The organism is Streptococcus sp. ELY_125 (assembly GCF_058314535.1).
Genome location: NZ_JBZFUM010000001.1, coordinates 46,454 through 60,213, shown reverse-complemented (window position 1 = coordinate 60,213; position 13,760 = coordinate 46,454). Strand labels below are relative to the sequence as shown.

Genomic DNA, 13,760 nt, shown 5'->3' with positions numbered 1-13,760 from the left:
TTTTTATTTAGGAGAGAATTATATGAAATTTCTATCTACATTCGGACAGAGAGCCATTCTCTTGTGGTCTGTGCTTGTCTTTACTTTCTTTAGTCTGTCGAGTTTACTGTTTAGGACAATAATGCCAATGGATGGGTCTGAAATGCCTCAAATTTGGCATACCAATATAATCTTTTTTATACTATTAAGTATGCTTTTGGGATTGTTTCTAGTCTTCATATATTTATCTCAATATCTAAAGGCTTCCCATTTATTCCTAGTAGGAAGCGCTCTATATATTGTATTTGGTGCTTATTTAATACTTCATCAAAATGATATGATTAGGCATGATGCTTTACAGGTCCTTGAAAGTGCCAAAGCTATGAACAAAGGGGATTTTTCACAATTAACCGCTGTAACAGGGTATCTGCACAGATTTCCTCACCAATTAGGTTTAGTATCATTCGAGCGCTTAATTCTCCTACTTTTTGGACATAATAATGTTAAAATCTTTTTCATTATCAATTTAGTCATGGCTATTGCTGACAACTTTTTGTTATGGCAGATAGCAGAAAATCTTTTCCATAATTCCAAGGTAACAAAGCTCACTATTATTTTGTCCTTCATTTTTTTGCCCCATCTTTTCTTTATCCTATTTGTTTACGGTTTGACCTATGGCCTTTTCTTTGCCATGTTAGGATTATATTATTTTCATCTTTATCTCCAAAGGAGAACTTGGTTAAGTTTAGGGCTAACGGCAGTATTCTTGAGTCTATCAAATCTGATTCGAAGTAACAACAGTATTCTGATTTTAACAGTTTTGATTGTTATTACTTTGGATATCTTAAGCAATCATTTAAGAAAAAGCATGATATTGGCTCTTGCTTTAATTTTATCAGTGATAATGGCTAATAAGCTTATTGGGTGGCATTATGACACATCAAAAATTGAAGGAGAACCTAAAATTGCTTGGATAGCGATGGGGCTGGATGATAAGTCTGATATCTATCATCGTATCCCAGGATGGTATAATGCTTATCTTGAAGATGTTTATGTAAAATACAAAGGGGATCCTGATGAAATTAAGAAGGATAGTCAAAGGTTGATAGCAAAGCGTTTAAAAATTATGAAAAATGATCCTCACTATGGCTTTATATTTTTCAAGAATAAGTTCGTATCAACCTGGACAGATGGTCTATTTGAATCTATTTGGTCTGGGCCAGTTACTAGGATGCCAGTAGAGAACCAAAAAATTTCAGGGCGCTTGATGGCTAGTATTTACAAAGGTGATCTTGCTTTTCGTTTAATTTATTATTTTTCTGGTTTACTACTAGCTGTAATCTATTTATCAGTTTTACCATCTTTATACAATCAGTGGCAAATAATGAAGAGGGGAGATAATGGTTTATTTTTACTGCTTCCTCTCATTTACCTGTCAGGTGGTTTTGTTTTTCACTTGTTATGGGAAACTAAGAGTCAATACGTCTATCCTTATGTTTATTTGTTGCTTCCTCTATCAGCGTATGGTCTCTATTTATTGTATAGCAAGGTAGAGATTGTTTTCAAAAGGTGTTTTTTTTCAAAAAGGTAAGGCTATCTTTGCTAATAAGATTATTGGTATGTTATACTAAACAAGAGTTAATATAATTGGTACGTAAGGAAATAAGATGGTACAAAAATTATCTGTTGTTGTACCTTGTTACAACGAAGAAGAAACGATTTTACCCTTCTTGGCAGAAAGCCAAAAGATTGAGGAAGTTCTAGCGGCGGAGCTAGAATTTGAATATATCTTTGTTAATGATGGTTCTAAAGATGATACGCTGCAGGTTCTAAGAGAAGTGGCGGCTAGTTATGCTAATGTTCATTATGTCTCATTTTCCCGTAATTTTGGAAAAGAGGCTGGTCTTTTAGCTGGTCTTGAAGAAGCGAGTGGTGATCTTATTACTGTCATGGATGCTGATTTACAAGACCCACCTGAGTTACTTGTTGAGATGTATGATAAGATAAAAGAAGGGTATGATGTTGTTGGCACGAGACGGGCAGATCGTAAGGGAGAGCCTGTCATCCGGTCCTTCTTTGCTAAAACCTTTTATCGTATTATCAATAGAATTTCGGATACGGAAATGGTTGACGGTGCCCGTGATTTTCGTTTAATGACGCGTCAGGTTGTCGATAGTATTTTAGAACTCCAAGAAGTCAATCGCTTCTCTAAAGGTCTCTTTTCATGGGTTGGCTATAATGTTGCTTATATTAGTTATGAAAATCGGGAACGTGTAGCAGGTGAAACATCCTGGAATTTTTGGAGTCTCTTAAAATATTCTATGGATGGCTTCATTAACTTTTCTGAGGCACCACTTAATTTTGCAACTTGGACAGGTATTCTGTCCTTCATTGTTTCTGTATTAGCGATTATTTTTATTGTTATTAGAAAGCTGGTTTGGGGTGATCCAGTTTCAGGTTGGGCAAGCACGGTATCTATTATTCTCTTGATTGGTGGTATTCAGTTGATGACAATTGGTATTTTAGGTAAATATATTGCCAAGATATTTGTTGAAACTAAGCGTCGGCCTGTTTACATTATTAAAGAGCGTGATCAGCATTCTTAACGATTATTTTATTGCTTTGCGGTGAATGCTAGAAAGAGAATTTGAAAATGACTATGAAACCTAGGTTATGTATTGTTATTCCTTGTTACAATGAGGAAAAAGTCCTCCCTATTACAGAGCCGATTTTTATTAAAAAGTTACTTGAGTTAATTGGCAAAGGGAAAATCTCAGAAGATAGTAGAGTTTTATTTGTAAATGATGGCAGTAAAGATAGGACTTGGGCATTAATTGAGAATTATGCTAATGAGTCTGAGTATGTTATTGGGATTTCTCAGAGTAGAAATCGTGGGCATCAAAATGCTGTTTACGCAGGACTTATGGAGTCGAAGAATCAATTTGACGTCACTATTTCTATTGATTGTGATGGGCAAGATGATATTAATGCTATGGATAAGATGGTGGATGAATATTTAGAGGGTTCTGAAATAGTCTACGGCGTGCGAGACAATCGTGATACCGATACTTTTTTTAAAAAAGCAACTGCTCAAGGCTTTTATAAAATCTTAAATTTGATGGGAGTCGAGTCGGTATATAATCATGCTGATTACCGCTTGGTTTCTAGTAGAGTTTTAAAAGAATTTGGAAACTTTAAAGAGGTAAATCTTTTCTTAAGAGGGATGTTTCCCCTTGTTGGTTTTAAAAGTACAAGCGTTTTCTATAAACGACACGAACGTCTTGCAGGAGAGTCTAAATATCCTTTGAGTAAAATGATAAACCTAGCGATTGATGGCATTACTAGTTTGAGTGTGAAACCTATTCGTTTGATTGCTGCTCTGGGTCTAATTGTAGCAGGCTTTAGCTTTTTAGCAATTGTTTGGATCTTGATCCAGTACTTTTTGGGGCATACTGTCAGTGGTTGGGCAAGTAATTTGGCCCTAGTAATGATGGTTTCTGGTATACAGTTAGTTAGTTTAGGTGTTATTGGTGAGTATATTGGGAAAATATACTTAGAAGTAAAGGAAAGGCCTAAGTATATTATCTCAGACAGAGTAGGCGATGGCTCTAGTGAAGAAAATAGTAGCTCTAAGTAATTAGTGTTTGGGTTTATTAAAATATGTAATTAGAGTTTCTTTAGTTGAAACTCTTTTTTTGGTTCCTTGTCAGCAGTGGTAGGGATATGATAATTATTTGTAGGAATTTTTTAGTTTTTTTACAGTTCAGGATAATTTTCTGACATTTTGAGATTTTTTAAGTCTTTTTTAAGTGGGGGGGGGGAGTATACTATACCCGTACTGCGCAGTGCTAATACAGTATTTCTAAGCTATATCATGATTAATTAACTTTGCTGGTTTACCTTTTTATCATTGGTTTACGAATAACTGATGTAGAGGAGCTTTTCTTCTCTGGGTCATGGGTCAAAGGTTTTTTTAAGTCCATACATAGTCAAAATGGGTTTCTAAGGAAATTAGATTGGTTTTATGTGTCAAAAAAGCATAATACTCTCCGTGGCAACAATTAGCTTGATTAGGTTGTAAGCTATTTTATTGGCTGAAAACTTAATTTTATGAGGAGATGGTGTATGAATTATTAACCATAGGACAGTAGAGAAATTAGTTTAGAAATTTTATTTTAGTATGTAAAAGGAGATATTATGACAAGTTATCAGAAGAAACAGCGTAAGCATCAATTAAAGAAAACTGCTTATTTCAATCGCTTAGCCCTAGCAGGTTTAACAACTGTAGCAGTTGGGGCTGTAGCTATGTCAACTGGTGCACAGGCTCAAGCTGATGAAACTAAAGAAACTATTTCACAGGTAGCGGCAACAAGGGAGGTTAATACTACTGATGCAGGGGAAACAGTTGAAGCTGTAGAAGCAGCACCAACTTCTGATCCCACAGGAGATAGTGGGCAATCAGAGGTGGTTACTTCAGAAACCTCTATTGAAAATACCCAGCCTGTCGTTAGTCAATCAGATATTAACTCGCAAGAAGCCGTGAATAGCACTACTTCTGATGGTGTTGATTCTTCATTACAAACACAAAGCGGTAGTACTTCTCAGAATTCAGCAACAGCCAGTTCAACAGACTATGTCGTGAACGAGGCAGTGGCTGATACAAAGAATTCTGATGCTGTTAAACGGGCAACAGTTGGTAAGGTAGTCGAGCGTATAACTATTGGTACTTCTGTTGCTAGAGGGGACGATTATCCGAGTTATTTAAAAAATGCAGTACCAGATAGTATTATTGATCCATGGAGATTATATAATAGAGAGTGCACTTCCTTTACAGCTTATCGTCTTAGTTCTGTTAATGGTTTCACTTTGCCTGGAGCCTATGGCAATGGTGGTCAATGGGGATCGCGTGCACGAAGAGAAGGCTATGTTGTTGATATGAACCCAGCCTTAGGATCAGTAGCTTGGTTAGACGATGGCTCGTTTGGACATGTTGCATGGGTATCAAATGTTATTGGGAATAGCGTAGAAGTAGAAGAATATAATTATGGTTATAATTATAACTACAATAAGAGGACTGTTCCAAAGACCGCTTTTTCTGGGTACATTCATTTTAAAGATTTATCAGGGACTAATTCCGATGTTAAACGTTATGATGTTGGTAGCTTAGCAGCATCTACAGACAAAACTATCTCAGATGGAGATTACCACATTGTTCTGGCTTCTAATCCAGAATTTGGAATAGATGTTTCGGGAGCTGGATCTTCAAATGGAACTAATGTCCAACTTTATAGGAATACTACTTTTGATAATCAGGTGTTTACGGTTTCTTATTTGGGTGGTGGTTATTATAAACTAATCCATAAGACTACAGGGAAAGCTTTGGACGTAGCTGGTGGATCTACTAAGAATGGAACCAATGTTCAAATGTGGGATTACAATGGATCTAGCGCACAACAATGGATTTTGAAACAAAGTGATGGTAATAATACATATGAAATTGTTTCGCGTAATGGAGGACTGGCTTTAGACGTATCTAACGGTATCTTTGCTGACCAAAATAATGTGCAAGTGTTCGAACCAAATCAAACTAAGTCGCAAAAATTTTTATTTATAGCAACTGATAAGGATGCTAAGCGAACAATTGCAGATGGTGATTATCATATTGTTTCGGCTTTAAATGAAGGTATGGGATTAGATGTGGTAGGTGCATCATCTGATAACCATGCTAATGTTCAAATTTACCCAAATACAGGGGATAAAAATCAAGTCTTTACAGTAAAATATTTAAATAACGGTTACTATTCTATTATCGCTAGAAAAACAGGTAAAAGTTTAGATGTAGATGGTAATGGAACATTTAATGGCACTAATATTAATATTTTTGAAGCTAATGATAGTGAGGCTCAAAAGTGGATTATCAAATCTAGTAACATCAGTGGTTTCTTTGAAATTGTTTCTAAGCATAAAAATAAAGTTCTAGATGTCTCAGGTGGGTCTTCCAATGCGGGAACTAATGTTCAGCTCTACTTCCGTAATGGCAGTAAATCACAAGCTTGGAAGTTTGTACCTGTAAAAAAAGATTAATATAAACAATGTGAAGCAATAGATCGTACTATGAAAGAATGCTTGATCTGCTTCGCAGAAAATCCGGCATCTCCTTAGGGAGTTGTCGGATTTTTAGCTATTGTGACTTTCGGGGTCTATTTTGGGTTCTTCGGTGCGAAACAAATAAAACCGCCTACTATGTCGGTGTGTGTCAATCGTTTTTAGGAATGCTTGTTCTCAACCTAGCAAATTTGGGATGAACGTACGCTTAGGTTTTCTGCTTGGGTTTGTGGGAAAGTAAACCAGTCACAGTAGTAATTCACTGGTGCTGAAGTACTTAATGAAAGGTGCAGAGGGCAGACTTCTTGGGGGCGCCAACAAGTCTTACTCCCAACCACTGCGCCAAGAGCTTATTCCCAAACAGGAATAGGAAGACTGGACGAGTTTTCCTCAGCATCTTTTAGGATTACGAAAGTAAGCGTTTTTCTAGTTCTTTGAAATTTCTAGCGATAGCAGTAGCACCGGCTGCCTCTAGTTCTTGTTTGCTGCCAAAGCCTAGGAGCAAACCAATAGCATCCATGTGGTTGTGTTGGGCGCCGTAAATATCGTGCTTGCGATCACCAACCATGACACATTGATTAGGATTACTAATTTGGGCTTCATTGAGAAGGTAGGCGATGATATCGGCCTTTTGACTTCGACTGTCATCTAGTGTGGCTCTGGAGATATATTCAAAGTAGTGGGCTATTTCAAAATGCTGAAGAATCTTAATAACGAAAGGTTCTGGTTTTGATGAAGCGACAAGCAGTTGTTTTTTACTTTTTTTAGACTATCAAGTAGCTGCTTGGCTCCAGGCAATAGCTGGTTTTCTGACCAACCTTTGTTTGAAAAGTATTGTCGATAGAAGGCGATGGCTTGCTGGGTTTCACTATCTGAGAAGCCGCAGAAATGTTTAAAAGAGTAGCTTAAAGGTGGCCCAATAAATTTAAGGAGTTCTTGCCTATCTGTCACGGCTCTACCAAACTAACTGAGGGCATAAATCAGACTGTTGACAATGCTTTGTTCGGGAGTACCATCGAGATCAAAGATAATAGTGTCGTAAGTGATCATATGTTACTTCAATTTCATCTTGAGAATTTTATCTGCATTAGGGGTTACTCGCAGAGTTTTTTGACCAGTGTAGGTTACAAAACCAGGTTTTCCCCTTGTTGGTTTATGGAGTTTTTTATTGTCAATCATATCAACTTGAACAAGATTAGAGAGACGAGCTTTGGAGAAGTAAGCTGCCAGTTCGGCAGCATCGGTTTTGACCTCATCTGACGGCTCGAGATTATCCTTAATAATGACATGGCTACCGGGAATGTCTTTGGCATGAAACCAAAGTTCTCCTTTTTTGGCCATTTTAAAGGTGAGTTCGTCATTTTGCAGATTATTGCGACCGACCATTATAATGGTTTGGCCATCGCTGGCTAAGTATTGCTCAGGTTTCTTACGCTTTTGCCGCTTGTCAGCTGCTCGGCGTTTCATAAAGCCCGTTTGAACTAGTTCTTCGCGGATTTCGGCAATCTCATCCAGAGAGGCTTGCGAAAGTGCCAGCTCTACACTTTCAAAATAACTAATCGTCTGTTTGGTCTCTTCAATCAACCCCTTGAGATGTTTGACAGCTTCCTTAAGCTTTTGATATTTTTTAAAATACTTTTGGGCATTCTGACTGGGGCTGAGGCTGACATCTAAGGCAATGACCACCTTTTTTCCCGTATAGTAGTTATCCAGTTCTACGTGATCCTTGTTATTAGGAATCTGATTAAGATAGGTTGTCAGCAGCTCGCCTTTTTGGCGGAAGTCCTCGGCCTTTTGAGTTGCCTGCAATTCTTTTTCTTGTTTAATGAGCTTTTTTTTATTTTTTTCCAGTTCATTTTGAACGCGGTGAATCAAATCGCTGGCCTGTTGGGCTACGCGGTCGCGTTCAGCCTTATCTTGATAGTAAAAATCCATCAGTTCAGACAGACTGTCAAAACCTTCCCGACTGTCGCTAAAATGAATAGCAGAAAAACTTTTGGAGGTCAGGCTAGGTTCTAGCGGTTGGCTGAAAAAAGCTCGGAATTGTTTAAGCTTGTTTTGATCCAATCTGTCAGCCAATTCTTGTGCTGTATCCCGTCCTAGTCCTTGGAAAAGGTGCTGCAGATTCTTAGGGGACAGATCTTGAGTCTGCAGGATTTCAAACAGCTTTTCATCGGTTAGCGTAAAAGGATTGTCGGCATTTGTCTTAGGTGGTGCTACATAGGTTGAACCCGGTAAAATCGTTCGATAGCTGTTTTGGGAAAAGCCAACGTGCTTGATAGATTCGATGATTTTATTTTCGCCTTTATCAATTAGGATAATATTGCTGTGTTTCCCCATGATTTCAATAATTAGGGCAACTTTGACATGATCACCGATCTCATTTTTATTGGAGATGGTCAGTTCTAAAATACGGTCATTTTCAACTTGCTGAATGTCTTCGATCACCGCTCCTTGTAAATATTTGCGCATCATCATAGTATAGGTATTAGGACTTTGCGGGTTCTGAAATTCAGCCTTTGTTATCTGTACTCGACCAAAGAGGGGGTGTGAAGATAGAAGAAGCCTGTAATTTTGCCTATTGTTGCGAATAGTCAAAACGAGCTCACGCTCAAAGGGCTGGTTAACTTTCTGGATCCGACCGTAAAGAAGGTGCTCTGTAAGTTCTTGAGTCAGATGGTGTAAGAAAAAGCCATCAAAAGACATGGTTTTCTCCTTTCTGTGCATAGAAACTGCTCACCTACTGGAGTTAAAATAATTGTCCGAGCAGCACTCAGTCCCTAAATCTTGTCTTGATAGTAACTTTCTCTATTATAGCATAGAATTGGCAGGTGAAGACATAAGGATGCTGAGAATTCACAGAACGGTGTTAGTTTACAAAATAACAAACGAGTGTTATAATAAGGGAAATAGGATAAGGACAAGTGGATATGAAATTATTACACACGGCAGATTGGCACATTGGTCGTCAGCTAAATCAAAATGGTATGAGTCTCTTAGATGACCAGCGATTTATCTTGGAGGAGATTATAGGGATTGCTAAGCGTGAAGCAGTTGATGGAATTATTATTGCGGGAGATCTGTACGATAGAAGTTTGCCACCGGTAGAAGCTGTTAGACTTTTTGATGAAATCTTGACAAGGCTGCTATTTGAAGAGCAGATTCCAGTTTATGCGATTACGGGGAATCATGATAGTGCCAAGCGTTTAGAGTTCGGTCAAGCTTTTTTTAAGCGTCAGCATTTTCATTTGGTTTCACGTTTGGAAGATGCTTTTGAGCCGATTGAGACGGAGGACAGTCAGATTTTTCTTCTTCCCTTTATTGATCCTATTGATGCCCGCATTTACTATCAAGATCCAGAAATTCGTGAGATCAATCAGGCTCTTGAGCAGGTTTTTGTGGATATGAGGTCTCATTTTGTAGAAGGTAAGGCGCATATTTTAGTTAGTCATTTTGCTGTGGCTAAACAGGGAAATGACCAGCAGCTGCGTGAACAAATGCTGTCCGAAACAGCTCGAACAGTAGGGGGGTTATCTACCTTGCCTAGCGATTTATTTGCGGATTTCGATTATGTGGCTCTAGGCCATATTCATACCCGCTTTGCCAGTCCGACAGAAAGAGTAGTCTACAGTGGCAGTCCCTTGATCTTTAATAAAGATGAAGCTAAGCGTAAAGACACAAAAGGCGTCTACTTGGTTGAGATTGATTTTGGGCACTTTGAAAAAACTTTTATTCCCTTGCCTCCTTACAAAGAACTTTTAGTTTTGGAAGCCCCTTATAAAAAGCTAGTCTCCAAGGATTTTTACAACCAGTATCCAAGATATGAAGCTCGGTTTGCCTTTGAGATTTTGGTGGAAGAGCGTAATGAGCTGGAGGGGATTAATCTACGCGCTCAGCTTGAGGAGATTTATGGATCAGAAATCGTTGATGTGCGCATTAGGGAGACGAGTCCGCGCGTGCGGCAGCCCCGCTCAAAAACTTTGCAGGGCAAGGAAACTCTAGCTGAGGATATCGTTATCGAGCGATTTTTCCAAGATATAACAGGCGGTCAGTCTTTGACCGACTATCAAAGGAGCCTTGTTTCAGAATTATTGACAGGTATCAAGGAGGACTAAGATGAGGCCTATTCGTATTGAGATGACAAATTTTGGCCCTTTTCGTCAAGAGACAGTTGATTTTGCTTCTTTCGATGAAAGTTCCCTCTTTTTAATCAGTGGGCGGACAGGAGCAGGTAAGTCTAGTATTTTTGATGCGATGACCTATGCCTTATTCAATGAGACTTCCAGTGACCGTACTATCAGTGAGTTGCGCTCTACTTTTGCAGGCATTAGGGAGCCAAAGACTAGGGTGGTTTTCTATTTTGAACAGCATAATCAGATCTATCGTGTTGAGCGCCTATTGGATTTGAAACCCAAATTGAAGATTGACCGAGGCAAGGGGATCGCCACAAAAGAGGCCAGCCTAGTGGTTGTTGATGGTATTGGAGGAGTCGAGTTGGAAAAGCTCGCTAGCAAACCGAACGATACAACTAGGGCGGTGGAGAAGCTTTTGCAGCTAAAAGCTAGTCAGTTCAAGCAGATTATTCTTCTACCTCAGTACCAATTCAGTGAGTTTCTCAAAGCACCGACCTCCGAAAAGATTCCCATCTTGCGACAGATCTTTGGTACTCAGATTTTTGCAGATTTTGAGCAAGCCCTAGCAGCAAAATGGTCGCAGGTCCATCAGGAACAGACGAGACTGTTGGATAGTTTGGCTTCCCACTATAAGAGTCAGCTATGGACAGAAAAAGAACGCTCAGCTTTTGCTGCCGAGTCAGATAGGGAGCGCTTGCGTTTAGCCCAAGAATTTTTACGGGCTTATCAAGCTGCTATGCTAGAAGCGAAAAAGCGTCAGGTTGAAGCTCAAGTAACAGCCAAGCGGGCAGAAACGATCTATCAAAATGCTAAGGAACTGATGACTAAATTTCGTGAGCGCGATGCCAAGCAGCAACAGTATCAGGCAGATATTGTTGCTAAAGAAGAGCAGTGGCGGTCATCCCAAAAACGACTGGAAGAGTTGAATTTTGCTTCGGATTTAGCTGGACTGATTAAGGAGGAAAATACCAAGCAAACTTCTATAAGTCAGCTGGAAGTCTCGGCTGCTCAGTTGAATCAGGCTCTGCAGGAAGAGCAAGTTCAGCTGGAGCCGCTCGAAGTGCAGTTGCATCAATTAGAAGCACAAGAGACTGAACAAGAAGATCGTTACGCTTCTATCCAGACCTTAACGCTGGCGCTTAATAACGCTAAAAGTTTTGCCAAGCAAGAGGCCTCTAGACAAGTCTGTGAAAGACAATTAACTGACCTTCTCAAACAGCTGGAAATTTTAAGGCAAACAAGACTTAATCTTAATCGAAAGCAGGCTGAAATAGAGCAGAATTTAATCTCTACTGAAAATTTGGAAGAGGCACGTGAGGAGATTGTTCAAGCGCAGCATTTAATTGAAAATAAGTTAGATCCTGCCCTTTCTTCTTTGGAAGAGTTACGAAATCAGATCCGGCAGCTTGACTATCAACTCGAAGAAAATATTCAAGAGCAAGCAAGTCAGGAGCAGGAACAGAGTCAGTTACAGGCCAAGTTAGTAGAAAAAAGGAAGGATCAACGCCAACTTATGATTGCCCAACTGCAGGCTGATTTACAAGAGGGGCTACCCTGTCCTATATGCGGCTCTCTGGAGCATCCTGCGGTGACTAGTCAAGAAGTCGAGGCAGACAACCTGATTATTCTTATGCAAGCTGTTGAAGAGCTGGATAAGAAGCATCGCCAATTGACACAATCCCTCCAAGCCAGTCGGCTTAGACAGGAACAGCTAACTGGGGAAAAACAGGATAGATTACTCCAACAGGAAGAACTGTGTCAGCGCTTAGCAAGAGACTATCGATCTTTGCAGGTTCTTCTAGATTCATCACTTTCTGAAAAAGTCTGGGAAGATACCTATAGTACGAGTCTGGGACAGTTAGTATTGGCACAGCTCCGAGCTAGCTATCACAAGCTACAAGAAAGGCGCAGGGAAGAATTGGTTTCCTTAGGTGACTTAGCCCAAGAACTTGAGGAGATCAAACAGAAAGAACAAGAAGGAGAACGCCAGCAATCCAGCTTGGAAGGTCAAATACAGACACTTAAACAAAGTTTGGCAGAGTTGCAGCGAGCCTTTCCTAACTTACAGGCAGAAGCAGATTATAGAAAGCAAATTGCTGAGATCCAGCAAGATTATCAATCCTTCCGCTCTAAACTAGAACAGACGCAAAGATTAGTAGCCGAACATAAGGAGCATTTATCTGGTTTGGCAGGGCGCTTCACAACCCAAAAGGAGCACTTGAAAAGGGATCGTGGAGAGCTGAAAGAGGTGACAGAAGCATTAAATACAGCTCTTGATGATGAATCAGCTTTGACTCACGAACGTCAGGAATTGGAAAATTGGCTTGAAGCTGTTCGTGATGGTCAGCTCAGTCAACTTCAGACTTGGGTGACTAAGTATGAACAAACTCGTCAACTTCTAGAGACAGATTTGTCCCATCTCGATCAAACATTAAAAGGTGAAAAACGTCCGGACCTGAACTTTTTAGCCAGACAAAATGAGCAGGCTCAAGAAGCTTTTAATCATGCAGGACAGGCTTTAGCAATCAGTCAGCGCAGCTATGAACAGGTGCGAGATTTGGTCGAACAAATTCAGGATCTTATGGCTGAGGCTGATCATCAGATGGAGCAGTTTAATCAGCTCACAGCTCTTAAGAATATTATTAGCGGCGGTGAAAAAGGGCAGCAACGGCTTAAATTGGAGACCTATGTGATTCAGGGATACCTAGAGGAAATCCTAGATTATGCCAATAATCACTATATTGGTTTGCTCAGCAATCAAGAGTTTGAATTTATTCTCTCCAATCGTCAATTTGGCGGTGGTCAATCAGGTCTTGATATCAATATTTATAATCGTATTAACAACAAGGAATTACCTGCGAGTTCTCTATCTGGCGGTGAGACTTTTATTGCCTCTCTGGCTATTGCTCTTTCTATGTCTGAAGTGGTACAAAATACTAGTAACGGTGCTTTGATCGAAGCTCTCTTTATTGATGAGGGATTTGGGTCTCTAGATGAGGAAACCTTGGATAAGGCTATTTCTGTCTTGGAGCAAATTGGACAGAATCGTATGGTCGGTGTTATCAGTCATGTTAAGGAGATGAAAGATACTATTCAGCAGCAGCTTCTCATAACTAAATCTCTTGATGGCAGCAGTCATATCCAAACACGGCTATAGGAGTTGTACTAGATTAGACTGAGCACAGCTAATCTATCAGCTGTTGGCTGAAAAATTATTAAGGTAGACGAATTGTGAGATGAGCAGATCTGAGTATCATTTAAAAGCAGGCTTTACCAAGGTAACTTTGCCATTATCCATACAAGAGAGACTGGATAAAAGTTCTCAATCTCGTTGTATCAACTAATTATAACAGCTTAGTAAAGAGCCATCATGGCTGCTTGCCCTAACTCCTTCCATGTTTCAGTCTTTTTATGGCTTATTCTTTCGCCTAAAAAATTCTAATACACGCAGGCTCTAATCTTCTATTGACAGCAAAGGGATATAGTGTATAATAAAGCTAACAGAAAAGTAAGATGCAGTTACTTTCAGGGAGCTTGTGGTAA

7 protein-coding genes and 1 pseudogene are annotated in these 13,760 nt (G+C 39.5%); 6 read left to right on the top strand and 2 right to left on the bottom strand.

Going from position 1 to position 13,760, the window contains the following annotated elements:
• The first annotated feature begins 22 nt into the window (after positions 1 to 22).
• From AC4HAL_RS00220 to AC4HAL_RS00205, 4 genes are all read left to right on the top strand, one after another.
• Entirely contained in the window at positions 23 to 1,570 is a 1,548-nt protein-coding gene (locus AC4HAL_RS00220; protein ID WP_491092412.1) for a glycosyltransferase family protein, read from the top strand.
• A gap of 76 nt (positions 1,571 to 1,646) precedes the next feature.
• Positions 1,647 to 2,585, top strand: coding sequence for a glycosyltransferase family 2 protein (locus AC4HAL_RS00215; RefSeq protein ID WP_491092411.1), 939 nt, complete (start codon positions 1,647 to 1,649; stop codon positions 2,583 to 2,585).
• A 47-nt stretch (positions 2,586 to 2,632) separates the two neighbouring features.
• Entirely contained in the window at positions 2,633 to 3,616 is a 984-nt protein-coding gene (locus AC4HAL_RS00210; RefSeq protein WP_491092410.1) for a glycosyltransferase family 2 protein, read from the top strand.
• Between the two features lie 560 nt (positions 3,617 to 4,176).
• A complete protein-coding gene (locus tag AC4HAL_RS00205) occupies positions 4,177 to 6,063 on the top strand; it encodes an RICIN domain-containing protein (RefSeq protein WP_491092409.1) in 1,887 nt (628 codons plus the stop codon).
• A gap of 427 nt (positions 6,064 to 6,490) precedes the next feature.
• Here the strand turns inward: AC4HAL_RS00205 and AC4HAL_RS00200 are convergent.
• Positions 6,491 to 7,134, bottom strand: a pseudogene (locus AC4HAL_RS00200) (HAD-IA family hydrolase).
• 3 nt (positions 7,135 to 7,137) lie between these two features.
• Entirely contained in the window at positions 7,138 to 8,790 is a 1,653-nt protein-coding gene (locus tag AC4HAL_RS00195; protein WP_491092408.1) for an Rqc2 family fibronectin-binding protein, read from the bottom strand.
• A 224-nt stretch (positions 8,791 to 9,014) separates the two neighbouring features.
• Here AC4HAL_RS00195 and AC4HAL_RS00190 point away from each other — a divergent pair, with 224 nt between their 5' ends.
• Positions 9,015 to 10,199 (top strand): metallophosphoesterase family protein, encoded by a 1,185-nt coding sequence (locus AC4HAL_RS00190; protein WP_491092407.1) that lies wholly within the window; start codon positions 9,015 to 9,017, stop codon positions 10,197 to 10,199.
• 1 nt (position 10,200) lies between these two features.
• Entirely contained in the window at positions 10,201 to 13,374 is a 3,174-nt protein-coding gene (locus tag AC4HAL_RS00185; protein WP_491092406.1) for an SbcC/MukB-like Walker B domain-containing protein, read from the top strand.
• Positions 13,375 to 13,760: the final 386 nt, after the last annotated feature.